Raw genomic sequence first — 17,307 nt, forward strand, 5'->3', positions numbered from 1 at the left:
CCTTAGAGCTCGTTTGCGATGCTGGTCAACAGGTCAGCATGCGCCTTGGCATCGATTTCCTTGCGCAGGATCTTCTCGGCACCAGCAATTGCCAGCGTAGATACTTGCTGACGCAGGCCTTCCTTGGCACGATTCACTTCCTGGTCGATTTCGGCCTTGGCGCCAGCGATAATACGATCGCCTTCTGCTTTGGCATTCGCCTTGGCTTCTTCCACAATATCGCTGGCACGCTTTTCAGCCTGAGCGATGATGGAAGTCGCTTTCTGCTTGGCATCGTTGACAACTTCAGCGGAACGCTGGGTTGCCACGTCAAGCTCCTGCTTACCGCGCTCAGCCGCAGCCAGACCATCCGCAATGGTTTTCTGGCGAGTCTCGATTGCATTCAGGAGATATGGCCACACGAACTTTGTGGTGAACCAGATCAGAATGGCAAATGAGATAGCCTGCGCAATGAGTGTCAGGTTGATATTCATATTTGCTCCCGAGCCGTTAAATCCAGTCAGACTTAAGTTTAATTACTTACACTTAATCCAGAACTGGCTCAGTTAAGCGACTACGCTCAGCAATGGGTTTGCAAAGGCGAACATCATGGCCAGACCAACACCGATAATGAAGGAAGCATCGATCAGACCCAGCAGCAGGAATACCTTGCCTTGCAGGGCAGGGATCAGTTCTGGTTGACGAGCAGCGCCATCCAGGAAGCTTGCACACATGATGCCGATACCAATACAGGCACCAGCTGCGCCCAAACCGATGATCAAACCGATACCAACACCGGTGTAAGCTTGAATCATGGCCAACAATTGCAAATTCTCCATTTAATTTCCTTTCGGCTTTTAGAGAGTGTTAACGATAAAAAATCAACTACAGCAAACTAATTAGTGGCTTTCATGCGCCATGGATATGTAGACAACCGTCAGCATCATGAAAATGAATGCCTGCAGGCAGACGATCAGGATATGGAAGATCGCCCAGCCAGCGCCCAGCAACGCACCGAAGAAGGTGCCAGCCAGGCCGGTTGCCGCCCACATACCGAGCAGCAGGAAAATGATCTCGCCCGCGTACATATTGCCGAACAGACGCAGGGAGTGTGAAAGAGGCTTGGAGATGTATTCGATGAGGTTGAACGCAAAGTTGGCAGGCCAAACCAGCGGGTTTGAGCCGAACGGCGAACAGAACAGTTCGTGGATCCAGCCGCCCAGGCCCTTAACCTTGATGCTGAAGAAAATCATCAGCAGCCAGACAGCCAGCGCCAATGCGAAAGTCGCGTTAATATCGGAAGTCGGCACGCTGCGCCACTCATGCAGGCCCAGCCAGCCGTAGACAATCGCCATGATGTCGATGGGCAGGAAGTCCATCGCGTTCATCACCAGTACCCAGACGAATACGGTCAATGCCAATGGTGCAACGAAAGCATGGCGGTCGCCATGGAAAATGCTCTTGACCTGGTTGTCGATGAACTCGATCAGCAATTCGACGAATGCCTGGCGCTTGGTCGGCACGCCGGAAGTAGCGCCGCGCACCACCCACCAGAGAAGGCCGAACACGACAACACCGAGCAGTATCGACATGACCAGGGTATCCATGTGCAATACCCAAAAACCGCCGTCACCGACGCTCTTTGTATTGAAAGAGAGGTGGTGCCCGATATATTCCGAAGGAGTTAATTGACCTGTCGCCATAACCTCAAACCTTAAGCGTTGTTTTTCTCATTAATTGCAAAAATTGCTGCACCAGACATGATTGCCGCCGCCGCTAATCCTGCGATCAGCGCGATAGGAACCAGTTTTTCGTAAAACTTGAATACCAAGAGCAGGGTGATTGCGATCACTGCGATTTTGATCGCCTCAGCGATCAAAATATTGACCAGTACGGAACCTGCGCCCAACCCCGCTGTCTTATTTCGCAGCTTCATTTTGGCGGCCAAGCCGCCCAAGATGGCCGAACCACCACCCGCCAGCGCGGAAAATGCGCCATGAAGGCCGACGCCAAACTTGTTGAGGAAGACAAACGCAAGCACCGCGACTACCAACGTGGCAAAGACCTGTCTTTTGATCATTCTTGCCAGTAGTTCATCCATGCCTTGAGAATTCCCTGTTTCACAAATGACGGGCAAAAGAAAAGCCGAGCATTTTTGCCCTACCCGTAAAATCCCGAGATTTTGTTGTTAAATCAGCATTAAGTCAAGCTTAATTGCTATTTCCACCCTTAAATCTCTGAATTAGCGCATCCAGTTGATCCAAACTTCCGTAATGGATCTTGACCTCGCCCTTGCCCTTGCTTCCGGCCCGGATCTCAACCGTCGCACTCAGCAATTCCGATAAGTCTTCCTGCAGGCGCAGCACATCCCGATCCACCGTCTTGGGCGCCTTTTGCTGGGGTTCGGCGCTTAATTGCTTGACCAGCTTTTCTGCCTCCCTGACAGAAAGCTGTTTTTGGGCGATCTGCTCGGCCGCCATGATCTGCTTGGCCTCCGGCAGCGACAGCAGGGCGCGCGCATGCCCCATGTCCAATTGGCCCTGCATCAACATTTCCTGCACATTTTTATTCAAATTCTGCAATCTAAGCAGATTGGTCACCACGCTGCGCGAACGTCCTACCGCATCTGCCGCCGCCTGGTGCGTCATATCAAACTCATTGATCAAGCGCTGGATGCCTTGCGCCTCTTCCAGCGGATTGAGGTTTTCCCGCTGGATATTCTCGATCAAGGCCATGGCCAAGGCGGACTCGTCGGGAATCTCGCGCACCAACACCGGCACTTCCGACAGGCCCGCCAATTGGGATGCCCTCCAGCGTCGCTCGCCGGCAATGATTTCAAACTTATCGTCCGCCACCCTGCGCACCAGGATGGGCTGCATGATGCCCTGCGCGCGGATTGAATCCGCCAGGCTGGCCAGCGATGCCTGGTCCATATGGGTACGAGGCTGGTATTTGCCCGGCTGCAACTGGCTTACCGACAAGGTATTGGGCGTATCATTGGCCGATACCGTCTCCACATCTCCCGCCAACAGGGCATCCAGCCCGCGCCCCAAACCCTTCAACTTAACCATTGTGACTCCTAATTTGCTGCAACTTGCCTATTGCTGACGATATGCCGGTTGATGATCTCCCCCGCCAGCGCGAGATATGCCTTGGCACCCTTGGAAGCCTTGTCGTGCAGCAACACCGGGACGCCGTAGCTGGGCGCTTCCGCCAGGCGGATGTTGCGCGGTATCACCGTGCGGTACACCTTGTCGCCGAAGTGTTGCGCCAATTCATTGGAAACCTGCTGCGCCAGTGTGTTGCGGTTATCGAACAAGGTGCGCAACAGGCCCTCGATCTCGAGATGCGGATTGAGGTGCGCACGCACTTTCTTGATGGTGTTCACCAGGTCGGACAGGCCTTCGAGCGCGTAGTATTCGCACTGCATGGGAATCATGACCGCATGAGCCGCGGTCAACGCGTTGACCGTGGTGAGGTTGAGGGCAGGGGGGCAATCGATCAGCACGTAATCATATGCATCGCCCAGTTCCGCCAATGCCGATTTGAGGCGCGTCTCGCGCGCAAACTCGTTGACCAGCTCCACCTCGGCGCCTGCGAGTTCGCGGTTCGCCGGCACCACATCGAAGCGCCCGCGCTCCGAGCGCTGCATGACATCGCGCAGGCTCTTTTCGCCGATCAGCACATGGTAGATGGTGTGCTGCATCTTGGATTTGTCTATGCCGCAGCCCGTGGTGGCGTTGCCCTGTGGATCGAGGTCGATCACGAGCACCTTGCGCTTGGTCGCCGCCAGGCTGGCTGCCAGGTTCACGCATGTCGTGGTCTTACCCACACCGCCTTTTTGATTGGTAATTGCCAGAATCCTCATGATTTAAGCCATCCCACTAGTATTGAATGCATCAAAGCTGCCGCACCGGCAGGAAAACCAGGTGACGCTGGGCATCCAGCCCTGGCACCGTCAACGACGTTATCTTCGAGGGCTTGAGCGCAACCGCCTCCAGCTCTTCCTGCGGCATCTGTCCCTTCATCGCCAGCCATAGCCCATCTTCGGCAATCAAGTGCTTCGTCAGCTTGACGAACAAGGCGATCTCGGAAAACGCCCTCGAGATTACGGTATCAAAAAGCGCTTCCGGCTTGAGCTGCTCGACCCGTCCAGCCACCACTTGCAGATTGTCGATCTGCAGCTCCGCCTTGGCCTGGCGCATGAAGCTGGCCTTCTTTTGCACCGCATCTATGGTGGTCACCTGCAAATCCGGCCGGCAGATCGCCAAGACAATCCCCGGCAGGCCGGCGCCGCTACCCACATCCAACAACCGCCCCGGCGGCACATGCGGCAATACCGATAGGCTATCCAGCAAATGCAGCGTGACCATTTCCTCCGGATCGCGCACTGCGGTCAGGTTGTGCACCTTGTTCCATTTCGCCAGCAAGGCAAGATAGGCGAGCAGTTTTTCGACCACTTCTGCAGATAGCTCAAGCCCCAGCTGCCGGATGCCGGCTTCCAGCTTTTCCTGCAAACTCATGCCACCTGGTCCGCGGTATTGCTTGTTTTGCGGCTCTTGCGCTTTAGGTGTACCAACAACAATGAAACCGCCGCCGGAGTGACGCCGGAAATACGCCCGGCCTGGCCGATAGTTTCCGGTTTTTGCTTGTTGAGCTTTTGCTGCACCTCGATCGAGAGCCCGTGCACTTCGCTGTAGTCCATATCCGGCGACAGCTTATAGTGCTCACTATCCTTGAGGCGCTCGATTTCCTCGGCTTGCCTGTCTATATAGCCTTGATACTTTGCTGCGATTTCCAGTTGCTGACGCACTTGCGGATCCGTCTCGCCTTCGCCGGCCTGGGGCAGGGTGAGCAATGCGTCGTAGCTCACCTCCGGGCGGCGCAACAATTCGAACATGGAATATTCGCGCTCCAGCACTTTGCCGAACACCTGCTGCAACTGTTCCTGCGGCACATGTTGCGGATGGATGAACGTGCGACGCAGGCGCTGCTGCTCGCGCTCGATAGCCTCCTGCTTGCGCTGGAAGGCTTCCCAGCGCACATCGTCGACCAAGCCGAGTTTGCGGCCAGCCTCGGTCAACCGCATATCGGCATTGTCCTCGCGCAGCATCAGACGGTATTCGGCCCGGCTGGTAAACATGCGATATGGCTCGCTCACACCTCTCGTAATCAAATCATCGACCAATACGCCAAGATAAGCCTGGTCGCGCGTAGGCCACCAGGCTTCTTTATCCTGTGCGTACAGGGCCGCGTTCGCGCCTGCCAGCAAGCCCTGCGCGGCGGCCTCTTCATAACCGGTGGTGCCGTTGATCTGGCCGGCAAAAAACAAGCCTCGAACCGCCTTGGTTTCCAGCGAGGCTTTCAACCCGCGTGGATCATAGTAATCGTACTCGATCGCATAGCCCGGACGCAGGATATGCGCGTTCTCCAGCCCCTTGATCGAACGCACCAATTGGTACTGGATATCGAACGGCAGGCTGGTGGATATGCCGTTGGGATAGATTTCATTGGTGGTCAAGCCTTCCGGCTCAAGGAACACCTGGTGCGAATCCTTGTCGGCAAAGCGGTGTATCTTGTCTTCGACTGAAGGACAATAGCGCGGTCCCACGCCTTCAATCACACCGGTATACATAGGCGAGCGGTCAAGGCCGCTGCGGATGATGTCGTGGGTTTTTTCGTTGGTGAATGTGATCCAGCACGGCAGCTGGGCTGGATGCTGCTCGGCGCTTCCAAGGAAGGAAAATACCGGCACAGGGGTATCCCCAGGCTGCTCGGCCATGACGCTGTAATCGATGGTGCGGCCGTCAATGCGCGGCGGCGTGCCGGTCTTGAGGCGTCCGGCTGGCAGGCCGATCTCTCGCAATCGCGCTGCGAGCGACACCGCTGGCGGGTCGCCGGCCCGTCCTGCCTGGTAATTCGCCAAGCCGACATGCACCAACCCTGCCAGGAAAGTCCCTGCGGTCAGTACGACAGCCTTGGACTCGAACCTGAGGCCTAATTGCGTCACCACGCCGGCGACACGTTCGCCTTCGAGAATAATATCGTCCACCGCCTGCTGGAACAGCCACAAGTTGGGCTGGTTCTCCAAGCGGCGCCGGATGGCAGCCTTGTAAAGCACCCGGTCGGCTTGCGCACGCGTTGCCCGTACAGCAGGCCCTTTACTGGAATTCAAGATGCGGAACTGGATGCCGCCCTCGTCGGTTGCCGCCGCCATGGCGCCCCCGAGCGCATCCACTTCCTTGACCAAGTGACCCTTGCCGATGCCGCCGATGGACGGGTTACAGGACATCTGTCCAAGCGTCTCGATATTATGCGTCAGCAACAGGGTTTTTCGCCCCATGCGAGCACTCGCTAGCGCCGCTTCCGTTCCAGCATGGCCGCCGCCGACAACGATCACATCAAATTTTTCGGGATATTGCATGACAAGCACTTATATAGAATTATTCGAATGATACTGCATTAAGCCATGCTCTGTCAGTGACAATAGTCATTGTTCCACGTGAAACATGCCTAATGACGACGTTTTACCAACAGCAATGAATGTTTCACGTGGAACAATTGACAATTGCTGAGTTTTTGTGAGTCTTTTCTACCCATTCGGACTATATAATTGTTTGGCACCGCGTGATATTTTACTGCCCATACAAATCTGTATTGCTCTGCAATCAGAGAATAAGCAGGCGCTACCAGCGTCGCAATTATTTAAATAGCAGCATTCATTAAACTATCGGGGATTGTTATGTTAATTCGTGCTTTTGTGTTGCCCGCAATCGCGGCAACCGCTTTGTTCAGTGCCAGCGTCCATGCTGCACTTGATGCCAACCAAACCTTCCAACAATTCAATGCTGTCGTGCTTGGCAATATCGATTCCACCTCCCATTTGCATGGCCGCGCCTGGGTAGGCGGCAATGTAACGGGAGGTGAATATGTGCATCGTCCACTTCCTGCTTCTGACTATGCAGGCCTCACAGTACAGGGCAATATCGCCAATGCAAAAGTACTCGCACAAGGTGCCGTGATTAACGGCAATTCGGCGAACACTAATGTGGATGGAGGCAGTACAGCCATTCTTGGCAATGCAGCTAATGGATACCTGAATGGCCCAGCCTATGTTGCGGGTACTGCTAGCAACATCAATTTCAATGGCGGCCAATTAGCGACTCCCAACTCGCAACTGAATACCAATATTGCTGCTGCAAGCTCCACCGACTTTTACAGCGTGCTCAGCAACGCCTCTGACAGCCTGAAGTCATTGGACGACAACAGCAGCGTCGCCTGGACTTCGCAGAAGGCCACCTTCACCGCCACGGCGGACAGCACCGGCCTGGCGGTTTTCAACCTGAGCGACGCAGACGCATTGGCTATTTTCGGCCTGGGCGAATTCGACTTCATCCTGAATGGCGCCACCACGGTAGTCATCAATTCCGGCTTGAAGGACATCGATATTTCCGCCAACTTCCTCGGCGGCTCGGCACAACAGATTGCCAGCAATGTCATCTGGAACTTCTACAATGCCGAGACTGTGGATCTGGGACGCCAGTTTGGAGGCTCCATCCTGGCGGTTGATGCCACCCTGACCAACTGGGCGGATATCGAAGGCAATGTATACGTCAACAACCTGGTCCAACGCGGCCAGATCCATCAATATGCGTTCACTGGCGACATTCCGGTAACTGCGGTACCGGAACCTTCCAGCTACGCCATGTTCCTGCTGGGCCTGGGATTGCTGGGTTTTGCCGCACGCCGCCGCGCATAAGCAGTATTGTCTCAATAATAAAAAAGCCCGGTCATCCGGGCTTTTTTATTGGTTGATCACTTGCCGATGCAGAAGCGGCTGAATATCTCCCCAAGCAGGTCATCCGGGGTAAATTCGCCGGTAATGGTATTCAATGCGTCCTGCGCCAACCGCAACTCTTCTGCAAACAATTCCGGCTGCATGAGCAGCCCCGAGGCAGTTTCAAGATGGTCATGTACCGTATTCAAGGCCACCAGGTGCCGGCTTCTTGCCATGAACACCCCTTCGCCGCTGGGCTGCCAGCCTGCAATTTCCAGCAGGCGCTGGCGCAATAATTGCACACCAGCGCCGGTCTTGGCGGAAAGATAAATATGGGATTCGCCATCCTTGTATTCGATTTTTGGCGTTGTCGATTCGAGGTCTATTTTGTTGTGAACCCAGATTTTGGGCAAAAACTGCGGCAATCGCTCCAGGATCGATTTTTCCACATTTCCAATACCATGAGCTGCATCAATCAATAATAATACAACACCGGCGCTTTCTAGAGCTCGCCATGTTCGGGCGATGCCATGTTGTTCGACTTCGTCCGTCGTCTCGCGCAGACCGGCAGTATCAATGATATGCAAAGGTATACCATTGATTTGTATAGAATTTTTAATCGTGTCGCGTGTGGTGCCGGCAATCGGGGTTACAATCGCCACTTCTTCGCCCGCCAGCTGGTTCATCAGGCTGGATTTGCCGACGTTGGGCTGGCCGACCAATACGACCTGCAAACCCTCGCGCAATAAATTGCCTTGCTTGGCCTCGCGAAATACGGCATCCAATCCTGCCGCCACATTTGCCAGTTTTTCAGCGACGCGCCCCTGACTGATGAAATCGATGTCTTCCTCGGGGAAATCCAGGCATGCCTCGACATAGAGCCGCAAATCGATCAACTGTTGCAGCAGGCCGTGAATTCTGGCAGAAAACTCACCGGACAAGGATTTGACGGCGCTGCGTGCCGCAGCTTCGGTTGCGGCATTGATCACGTCGGCCACGGCCTCGGCCTGGGCCAGATCCAGCTTGTCGTTCAAATAAGCGCGCCGTGTGAATTCCCCGGGCTCCGCCTGCCGCGCGCCCAGTGCAAGGCAACGCTTGAGCAAGATCTGCATCAGGGCCGGGCCACCATGCGCCTGCAGCTCGAGCACATCCTCGCCGGTGTAGGAGTGCGGTCCCGGGTAGTAAATGGCAATGCCCTGGTCGATCAGGGCATGGTGTTCGTCACGGAAGGCAAGATACGCGGCATGGCGCGGGGCAGGGCAGTGGCCTAGCACCGCCTCGGCGATGGATTGGCTGGAAGGGCCGGAGATACGCACCACGCCAATGCCCCCGGACCCGGGAGCAGTGGCAATGGCGGCAATGGTATCAACGACGCGCATTTCCCTTCTTTTTCACCGCCGCATTGTGGATGGTGCGGTTGATCTGCCATTGCTGTGCAATGGAGAGGATGTTGTTGACCAGCCAGTACAGCACCAAGCCGGCGGGGAAGAAGAAGAAGAACACGCTGAACACGATAGGCATGATGGTCATGACCTTGGCCTGCACCGGGTCGGCAGGCTTGGGGTTCAGCCTGGTCTGAATGATCATGGTAGCGCCCATGAGGATAGGCAGCACATAATAGGGATCGACCGCGGACAAGTCCTGTATCCACAGCATGAACGGCGCATGGCGCATTTCCACGCTGCCGAGCAATACCCAATAGAGCGCAATGAATACCGGGATCTGCACCAGGATGGGCAGGCAGCCGCCCATCGGGTTGATCTTCTCTGTCTTGTACATTTCCATCATGGCCTGGTGCAGCTTCTGCCTGTCGTCGCCGTATTGTTCCTTCAAACGCTGCAGACGAGGAGCCAGTTCGCGCATGTTGGCCATGGAACGATAGCTGGCCGCCGACAACGGGTAGAAAGCCAGCTTGATGAGGATAGTCAGCAGGATGATCGCAACGCCCCAGTTATGCACCAGTTTCTGGATCGAAGACAGGATCCAGAACAACGGCGAGGCAATCACGGTGAGCCAGCCGTAATCCACAGTGTATTCCAGGCCGGGCGCGACGCTCTTCAGTTCACTTTGCGTCTGCGGGCCGGCATACAGGCGCGACTTTAATTCCACGGATTGGCCGGGCTCGATGTTCCCGAGGTGGCTGACGCTGCCGATCGAATAGATGTTATCTGAGAGCTTCTTGGAGTAGAACTCGCGCGCCAGGCCGTCCTTGGGAATCCAGGCGCTGACGAAATAATGCTGCACCAAGCCGACCCAGCCGTCACTCGCGTTCTTGGAAAGGTTGGTCTTGGACATGTCGGAGAAGCTCAGCTTCTTGTACTTGTCAGCCTCGGTGTAATAAGCGCCGCCGGTGAAGGTCGGCATCATGTACGAGCCCTGGTGCGACTGGTTGTCATGCACGATCTGGTAGTACACGGAAGGATCGATCGCAGCTTCGCCGTTGTTGCGGATTTCATAGCTGACCTCAATCGCATAGCTGTCGCGGCGGAAGGTATAGATCTTGTCGACCTCCACCCCGTTATCGCCTTTCCAGGACAGGCGCACATCCAGCTTGTCAGCGCCTTGGGCAAGTTGGTAACTTGTAGATTCGCTCGTGAATGTCGCCTTGTGGGTAGGCAGGTCGTTGCCGATGAGGCCGGTCTGCGCGACATAAAGCATAGGGGCCGACTGGTCGTCCATGAGCACGAAGTCCTTGGTCAGGTCCTCGTCGTCCTTGTGCTCGCGCAATTGCAGGCGGCGCAGGTCGCCCCCGATCGTGTCGATACTGGCCTTGTAGAGGTCGGTCTCTACATTGATGCGCTCTGCGGACTGCAGGCGGAACCCGGTTTCGACAGGAAGGCTCGCCTGGCCTGCAGCTGGCGTAGCGGATTTGGCGGCCTGGGGAACGCTGCCATCTTCGGCATGTTGGGCTGTCTGCGTCGCAGGCACGGTAGCAGGCTTTTGATCGCGCTGCCACGAATCCCATAGCATGAGGATGGAAAATGAAAAAACAACAAACAGAATCAGGCGCTTGGTATCCATAAATCTCTTAATCTATTTAATGGGCCACAACCTCATGGCACAGGATCATGACCGCCGTCATGCCATGGGTGACACTTGGACAAACGGCGTATTGTATAAAAGGCTCCGCGCCATGCGCCATGCTTTTGTATGGCTTCGACGGCATATTGCGAGCAGGTCGGGTAAAAGCGGCACCGCTGGCCCAGCAAGGGACTCAAGGTCCATTGATATAGCCTGATCAACCCCACCATCAGCCTGGCAAGCATTCAGACCGCTTCCTGCCGGCTTGCCAGCTTGCGCTGCAGCTTGGCGACCAGTTCGGCAAACTCTTGTTCGATTTCGGCAAACTGCGGCCTGCCAAACAGCACATGCGGCCTGGCGACCAGATCCAGGCCTGGTAATTGATGCTGGCTCACCCTGAACAGTTCCCGCATGACGCGTTTGATGTAATTGCGGTCCACGGCGCGGCGGGCAATTTTCTTGCCGACCACCAATCCCAGTCTTGCATAAGCCATCTCGTTATAGCGATAGTGCAGTACAAGATAACGGCCTGAAACTCGTTTGCGGAAATTAAAAACGGATGAAAATTCATCCGTTTTTAACAATTTTGCCTGGCGCTTAAACGCATAAGTTGGCAAAACCATGTATAGCTGAGATCGCCTTGACGGCGAATGGCCGATTAAACAGCCAGGCGAGCACGGCCCTTGGCACGGCGCGCAGCGATAACAGCGCGACCGCCACGGGTCTTCATACGCACCAGGAAACCGTGCGTACGGGCACGGCGGATTTTAGAAGGCTGGTAAGTGCGTTTCATGGGAATCTCCGGTTGACTTCTAGATGTTGCGAATCAAAAACGCGTAATTTAACCTGAAAACACCGCCCTATGTCAATGTTTATTTGGGAAAACCTAGCCATTGTGAAAATGATTGTGCGCTGCCTGTGGATAAGTTGTGGCAAACAGGCTAGAATCACCTATCCGGCGATGGGGTTAAACCCGCTGAAACCGGCATCTGTTCGATAATAACAAACAGGCAGGCATCCGTCCTTACCTCATCATTTCATTTTCACTGCGGAGTTTCGGGCAACCGATGGAAAATTTTTGGTCACTTTGTCTCGGTCGCTTTGAAGAAGAGTTGTCAACGCAGCAATTCAACACCTGGATCAAGCCGCTGCGCTTTGAAGCGCACGAAGGCGCATTGCGCCTGCTGGCGCCCAACCGTTTCGTGCAGCAATGGGTGAAGGACCGCTTCCTGCAAAAGATCGCCGCCTTGGCCGAAGAAGCGTTCCCTACGCCCATGCAGATTGAACTGGCCCTTTACGACGCCAGCGACAAGGCGCCCGTCAGCAAAACCATCGCCAAGCCCAAGCCGGCGGCAGAGCCCGCTCCGGCAGCAAAAAAAATCGAAACTGAAATCAGCAAGGTCACGAAAACGGTCACGCCTGCCAAATCCGCCTCTGCCGCGGTCAAGAAAACCAAGCCGGCGGCGGAGAGCAACGGCCTCAACCCGGCATTCCGCTTTGACAATTTCGTCACGGGCAAGGCCAACCAATTGGCGCGCGCCGCTGCCATCCAGGTCGCGGAAAATCCGGGCACGGCCTACAACCCCTTGTTCATTTACGGCGGAGTAGGGTTGGGCAAGACCCATGTGCTGCAAGCCATCGGCAACCACTTGAAGGCGCAGCGGCCCGACGCCAAGATCCGCTATCTGCATGCCGAACGCTATGTGTCTGACGTCGTGAAAGCCTACGAGCACAAGGCTTTTGACGAGTTCAAGCGCCAATACCATTCCTTGGACCTATTGCTGATCGACGACATCCAATTCTTCGCCAAGAAAAGCCGTACCCAGGAAGAGTTTTTCTACGCCTTCAATTCGCTGATCGAGGCCAAGAAGCAAATCATCATCACCTGCGATACCTATCCCAAGGAAATCGCCGACGTCGATGAACGCCTGCGTACACGCTTCAGCTGGGGCCTGACCGTGGCAGTGGAACCGCCCGAGCTGGAAATGCGCGTCGCGATCCTACTCAAGAAAGCGGAAGCCGCCCGCGTCACGCTGGATGAAGACGTCGCGTTCTTTATCGCCAAACAGGTGCGCTCCAGCGTCCGGGAACTGGAAGGCGCGTTGAACCGCATCATCGCCATGGCCAACTTCACCGGGCATGCCATCGATGTCAACCTGGCCAAGGAAGCCTTGAAGGACCTGATCGCCGTGCGCGGCCGACAGATCACCATCGAGAACATCCAGAAAACCGTCGCGGACTATTACAAGATCAAGGTCGCCGAGATGTACAGCAAGAAACGCTCGCGCAACTTTGCGCGCCCGAGGCAGATCGCCATGACGCTGGCGCGCGAGCTCACCAACCACAGCTTCCCGGAAATCGGCGAAGCTTTCGGCGGCAGGCATCACACCACGGTCATGCATGCCTGTGATGAAATCGAGCAATTGCGCCAGAACGACCAAAACCTTGCCCGGGATATCTCGGTATTGATCCAGGTCATCCGGGACTGAGGCGATTTAAGGATGAATGTACGCTTATGGAAAAACTGTGGGCAGAAATGCAGTTTAAGCGCGTTTTTGAGAAAACAGTAAAATGACCAACATTCTATCCACAGCAGTCTATAAAAGTTTCAAGATAGTTTATTTTCAAACAGGTAATTGAATTTAAATTGAAAATTAGAGTTATCAACAGAAGTTACTAGCTTTATTGTTATTATCAATTTATTTTTTATATATTAGGTTTTAAAGATATGAACATTAAAATCAATCGCGATACGCTGCTAAAACCTCTTTCATCCGTAAGCAGTATTGTTGAAAGACGTCATACTTTGCCTATTCTTTCCAACCTGCTGTTGGAAGCCAAACAAGACAAGATCGTTCTGACCGCAACGGATCTCGAGATGCAGATTTCGCTTTCCGTGGAAACTGCCGTAGGAGGGGAGCTCTCGACCACCATCTCAGCCAAGAAGTTGCTCGACATCTGCCGCTCGCTGCCTGAAAACGCCGAGATCACCATGGCCACCCAGGACAGCCGCATCCAGGTAAAGACCGGCAAGAGCCGCTTCAATCTGCAGACATTGCCTGCCAACGACTATCCGATGATGACCAAGACCGCCGACGCAGGCAACACCGTGATCAAGATCGGGCAGAAATCGCTGAAGCGCCTGTTCAAGCAGGTCGAGTTCGCCATGGCGCAACAAGACATTCGCTATTACCTCAACGGCTTGCTGTTCGAAGTCAACGGCAATCGCCTGAATGTCGTAGGTACGGACGGCCACAGGCTGAGTTTTACCTCCACCGAGCTGGCCAACAGCTACGAAAAACAGGAGATCATCCTGCCGCGTAAAACCGTCATTGAATTGATAAAACTGTTGGACGAAAGCGAAGATGAAGTCACAATAGAGGTTGCCAATGGACAGGCTAATTTCGCTTTTGGCGATATCCGGTTGATTTCAAAGGTAATTGATGGAAAATTTCCTGACTACACCCGCGTGATCCCGACAGGGCACCAGAACAGTTTCACCGTGGATCGCACCATGATCCTGCTGTCCATGCAACGCGCCTCTATCCTGTCCAACGAAAAATACCGTGGCATCCGTATGGTGCTTTCGGCCAATAGCTTGAAGCTGATCAGTACCAACAGCGAACAGGAAGAAGCAGAAGAAGAGCTCGAAATCAGTTATGGCGGTAGCGGCCTTGATATTGGCTTCAATGTTACCTACATGATTGACGTATTGAACAATTCAGATAGCGAAAGCGTGACTTTCTCATTTGCAGATGCCAACAGCAGCTGCCTGGTTACCGTGGAAAACGACAGCAGCTACAAGTATGTCGTGATGCCAATGCGTATTTAACTGATTGAATATTCAATAATAACCGATTGTTTCACGTGAAACCCACAGGACTATGACTGATTACAATTCCGACAGTATTAAAATCCTCGAAGGCCTAGACGCAGTCCGTAAACGCCCCGGCATGTATATTGGCGATACCTCCGACGGCAGCGGTTTGCACCACATGGTGTTCGAGGTGCTGGATAACGCAATTGACGAAGCCCTGGCGGGCCACTGTGATGACATCAAGGTCATTATTCATCCGGACAACTCCATCAGCATTTCCGATAATGGCCGCGGCATTCCTACCGACGTCAAGGAGGACGACAAGCACGATCCCAAGCGCTCCGCGGCAGAAATCGTCATGACCGAGCTGCATGCTGGCGGCAAGTTTGACCAGAACTCCTACAAGGTTTCCGGTGGATTGCACGGAGTGGGCGTTTCTGTTGTAAACGCGCTCTCAGACTGGCTGCGGTTGCGGATCTGCCGCAACGGACAGGTGCACCAAATGGAATTCCGCCGCGGCGTGGCCGTGGCACCGCTGGCTGTCACGGGCACTACCGAGCGGCGCGGTACGGAAGTCCATTTCCTCGCGTCAGTCGAGACTTTCACCAATGTGGAATTCCATTTCGAAATCCTTGCAAAACGCATCCGTGAACTTTCCTTCCTTAACAACGGCGTCAAGATCGAGCTGATCGACCAGCGCAATGGAAAGTCTGAGAATTTCGCCCATTCCGGCGGGGTCAAGGGCTTCGTCGAATACATGAACCGCAGCAAGACTGTGCTGCATCCCAAGCCTTTCTACGCCTCGGGCGAAAAAGACGGCATGACCGTGGAAGTGTCCATGCAATGGAACGATTCCTACAGTGAGAGCGTGCAGTGCTTTACCAATAACATTCCGCAGCGCGACGGCGGTACCCACCTGACTGGCTTGCGTACGGCAATGACTCGTACGCTCAATAGCTATATCGAGCAGAACGAACTGGCGAAAAAGGCCAAGATCGACACCAGCGGCGATGACATGCGCGAAGGCCTGACCTGCGTGCTTTCCGTGAAGGTCCCCGAGCCGAAATTCTCCTCACAGACCAAGGACAAGCTGGTTTCCAGCGAAGTGCAGCCTGTCGTGCAAGAAGTGGTCTCTGCCAAGCTGGCTGAATTCCTGCTGGAAAACCCGAACGAAGCCAAGATCATCTGCAACAAGATCATCGAGGCTGCACGCGCACGCGATGCAGCCCGCAAGGCGCGTGAAATGACACGCCGCAAAGGTGCCATGGATACCATGGGATTGCCCGGCAAGCTTGCGGACTGCCAGGAAAAAGACCCGGCCCTGAGCGAACTCTACCTCGTCGAGGGCGATTCCGCGGGCGGTTCCGCCAAACAAGGCCGCGACCGCAAATTCCAGGCCATCCTGCCATTGAAGGGCAAGATCCTGAACGTGGAAAAAGCCCGTTTCGACAAGCTCTTGTCCTCGCAGGAAATCGCCACCCTGATCACCGCGCTGGGCACCGGCATCGGCAAGACCGATTTCAACGCGGAAAAGCTGCGCTATCACCGCATCATCATCATGACCGATGCGGATGTCGACGGCGCCCACATCCGTACCTTACTGCTAACCTTTTTCTACCGCCAGATGGGCGAATTGGTCGAGCGCGGCCATGTCTATATCGCCCAGCCGCCTTTGTACAAGGTCAAGCAAGGCCGCGACGAGCGCTACCTCAAGGACGAACAGGAAATGGACCAGTATTTGCTGCAATCCGCGCTCAGGGGAGCGGAACTGCTCAAGCAGACTGACGGCGAAACCATCAGCGGCGAAGCGCTGGCAGCCATTGCCAAGCAGATGGTGCTGACCGAAGCCATTATCCGCCGCCTAAGCCCGCTCTATGACGAGAGCATCCTGCGCGCGCTACTTGATCTGGGCAAGCTGGAACTGGACAGCGAAGCCCAAGCCGAGGCCACTGCCGCCAAACTCCGCCCGTTGCTGGGCCATACCGGCAGCGAAGTGCTGGTCGCACAAAACCAGGAAAGCGGCGACTACCGCCTGGAAATCAACAAGTACGTCCACGGCAACCTGCAAGCCAGCGTGATCGACAACGATTTCATCAGAAGCGGCGACTACCAGCAAATCCTCTCGACCTCCCTGACCTTGCAAGGGTTGGTGGGCGAGGGCGCCGTCATCAAGCGCGGCGAGAAACAACAACCGGTCAGCAGCTTCAAGGCGGCCCTCGACTGGCTCATGGGCGAAGCCAAGCACGGCCTCAACATCCAACGCTATAAAGGCCTGGGCGAGATGAACCCGGAACAGCTGTGGGAAACCACCATGGATCCCACCGTGCGCCGCCTGCTCAAGGTGCAGATCGACGACGCGATCGCCGCGGATGAAATCTTCACTACCTTGATGGGCGACCAAGTGGAACCGAGAAGGGCCTTTATCGAAGGAAATGCATTGGGCGTCAGCAATTTGGACGTCTAGTGCGCTGTAGGTTTTCGGTATTCCCGAGAACCTACCCAAAGGCTGCATCTTGGAATACTATTGCCGAGGTAGCGTTTTCTACTATCCTGGGGAGGATGCAGCATGATCAGCATAGTGCCGTCATGGTATGTGGCAATTGGCGTTGCCTGCCGGAAACCGGCAGCGCCAACTGTGATTCACCGGTTTGCCGGGGCTGGTCGGATAGCAGTTTTTTGGCCCAAGCTTCGCGAGCTGAACTGGATCAGCTGA

At 55.0% G+C, this 17,307-nt stretch carries 17 protein-coding genes; 4 read left to right on the plus strand and 13 right to left on the minus strand.

Annotated features, from left to right (window positions below; all coding sequences use genetic code 11):
* Window positions 1-2: 2 nt before the first annotated feature.
* The 8 genes from ACWXTG_RS10765 to mnmG form a co-directional block, all read right to left on the minus strand.
* The gene (locus tag ACWXTG_RS10765; RefSeq protein WP_309565975.1) at window positions 3-473 is read right to left on the minus strand and encodes a F0F1 ATP synthase subunit B; all 471 of its coding nucleotides are present in this window, start codon (window positions 471-473) and stop codon (window positions 3-5) included.
* 72 nt (window positions 474-545) lie between these two features.
* On the minus strand, window positions 546-818 hold the full coding sequence (atpE, locus tag ACWXTG_RS10770; RefSeq protein WP_011480965.1) for a F0F1 ATP synthase subunit C: 273 nt from the start codon (window positions 816-818) through the stop codon (window positions 546-548).
* A gap of 60 nt (window positions 819-878) precedes the next feature.
* Entirely contained in the window at window positions 879-1,682 is an 804-nt protein-coding gene (gene atpB / locus ACWXTG_RS10775) for a F0F1 ATP synthase subunit A (protein WP_309565976.1), read from the minus strand.
* Window positions 1,683-1,693: 11 nt separating this feature from the next.
* Entirely contained in the window at window positions 1,694-2,080 is a 387-nt protein-coding gene (locus tag ACWXTG_RS10780) for an ATP synthase subunit I (protein WP_309565977.1), read from the minus strand.
* Between the two features lie 109 nt (window positions 2,081-2,189).
* Complete coding sequence (locus ACWXTG_RS10785; protein ID WP_309565978.1) at window positions 2,190-3,050, minus strand: ParB/RepB/Spo0J family partition protein; 861 nt, start codon at window positions 3,048-3,050, stop codon at window positions 2,190-2,192.
* Window positions 3,051-3,058: 8 nt separating this feature from the next.
* Window positions 3,059-3,847: a ParA family protein gene (locus ACWXTG_RS10790; RefSeq protein WP_309565979.1), complete on the minus strand. Its 789-nt coding sequence runs from the start codon at window positions 3,845-3,847 to the stop codon at window positions 3,059-3,061.
* Between the two features lie 31 nt (window positions 3,848-3,878).
* Window positions 3,879-4,502, minus strand: coding sequence for a 16S rRNA (guanine(527)-N(7))-methyltransferase RsmG (rsmG, locus tag ACWXTG_RS10795; protein WP_309565980.1), 624 nt, complete (start codon window positions 4,500-4,502; stop codon window positions 3,879-3,881).
* Window positions 4,499-6,403: a tRNA uridine-5-carboxymethylaminomethyl(34) synthesis enzyme MnmG gene (gene mnmG / locus ACWXTG_RS10800; protein WP_480219895.1), complete on the minus strand. Its 1,905-nt coding sequence runs from the start codon at window positions 6,401-6,403 to the stop codon at window positions 4,499-4,501. Before mnmG ends, rsmG begins: the two co-directional genes overlap by 4 nt.
* A 318-nt stretch (window positions 6,404-6,721) precedes the next feature.
* Here mnmG and ACWXTG_RS10805 point away from each other — a divergent pair, with 318 nt between their 5' ends.
* On the plus strand, window positions 6,722-7,738 hold the full coding sequence (locus ACWXTG_RS10805; protein WP_309565982.1) for a choice-of-anchor A family protein: 1,017 nt from the start codon (window positions 6,722-6,724) through the stop codon (window positions 7,736-7,738).
* Window positions 7,739-7,794: 56 nt separating this feature from the next.
* Here ACWXTG_RS10805 and mnmE read toward each other — a convergent pair whose 3' ends face one another.
* From mnmE to rpmH, 5 genes are read right to left on the minus strand one after another with little or no spacing between them, the layout of a single operon-like run.
* Complete coding sequence (gene mnmE / locus ACWXTG_RS10810; protein ID WP_309565983.1) at window positions 7,795-9,135, minus strand: tRNA uridine-5-carboxymethylaminomethyl(34) synthesis GTPase MnmE; 1,341 nt, start codon at window positions 9,133-9,135, stop codon at window positions 7,795-7,797.
* The gene (gene yidC / locus ACWXTG_RS10815) at window positions 9,122-10,777 is read right to left on the minus strand and encodes a membrane protein insertase YidC (protein WP_480219896.1); all 1,656 of its coding nucleotides are present in this window, start codon (window positions 10,775-10,777) and stop codon (window positions 9,122-9,124) included. The genes mnmE and yidC overlap by 14 nt, the downstream gene beginning before the upstream one ends.
* Before the next feature lie 32 nt (window positions 10,778-10,809).
* The gene (gene yidD / locus ACWXTG_RS10820; RefSeq protein ID WP_309565985.1) at window positions 10,810-11,022 is read right to left on the minus strand and encodes a membrane protein insertion efficiency factor YidD; all 213 of its coding nucleotides are present in this window, start codon (window positions 11,020-11,022) and stop codon (window positions 10,810-10,812) included.
* Window positions 11,023-11,400 carry a ribonuclease P protein component gene (gene rnpA / locus ACWXTG_RS10825; protein ID WP_309565986.1) on the minus strand — a complete coding sequence of 126 codons (378 nt, stop codon included), beginning with the start codon at window positions 11,398-11,400 and terminating at the stop codon, window positions 11,023-11,025.
* Between the two features lie 35 nt (window positions 11,401-11,435).
* The gene (gene rpmH, locus ACWXTG_RS10830) at window positions 11,436-11,570 is read right to left on the minus strand and encodes a 50S ribosomal protein L34 (protein WP_230348357.1); all 135 of its coding nucleotides are present in this window, start codon (window positions 11,568-11,570) and stop codon (window positions 11,436-11,438) included.
* 274 nt (window positions 11,571-11,844) lie between these two features.
* On the opposite strand from rpmH, the gene dnaA reads away from it, so the two are divergent.
* The 3 genes from dnaA (at window position 11,845) to gyrB (ending at window position 17,058) form a co-directional block, all read left to right on the plus strand.
* Window positions 11,845-13,266, plus strand: a complete 1,422-nt coding sequence (gene dnaA / locus ACWXTG_RS10835; RefSeq protein WP_309565987.1) for a chromosomal replication initiator protein DnaA — start codon at window positions 11,845-11,847, stop codon at window positions 13,264-13,266.
* Window positions 13,267-13,505: 239 nt separating this feature from the next.
* Window positions 13,506-14,609 carry a DNA polymerase III subunit beta gene (dnaN, locus tag ACWXTG_RS10840; protein WP_480219897.1) on the plus strand — a complete coding sequence of 368 codons (1,104 nt, stop codon included), beginning with the start codon at window positions 13,506-13,508 and terminating at the stop codon, window positions 14,607-14,609.
* Between the two features lie 52 nt (window positions 14,610-14,661).
* Entirely contained in the window at window positions 14,662-17,058 is a 2,397-nt protein-coding gene (gene gyrB / locus ACWXTG_RS10845; RefSeq protein ID WP_480219898.1) for a DNA topoisomerase (ATP-hydrolyzing) subunit B, read from the plus strand.
* Window positions 17,059-17,307: the final 249 nt, after the last annotated feature.

The sequence above is a fragment of the Methylobacillus sp. DLP286 genome, from assembly GCF_056636515.1.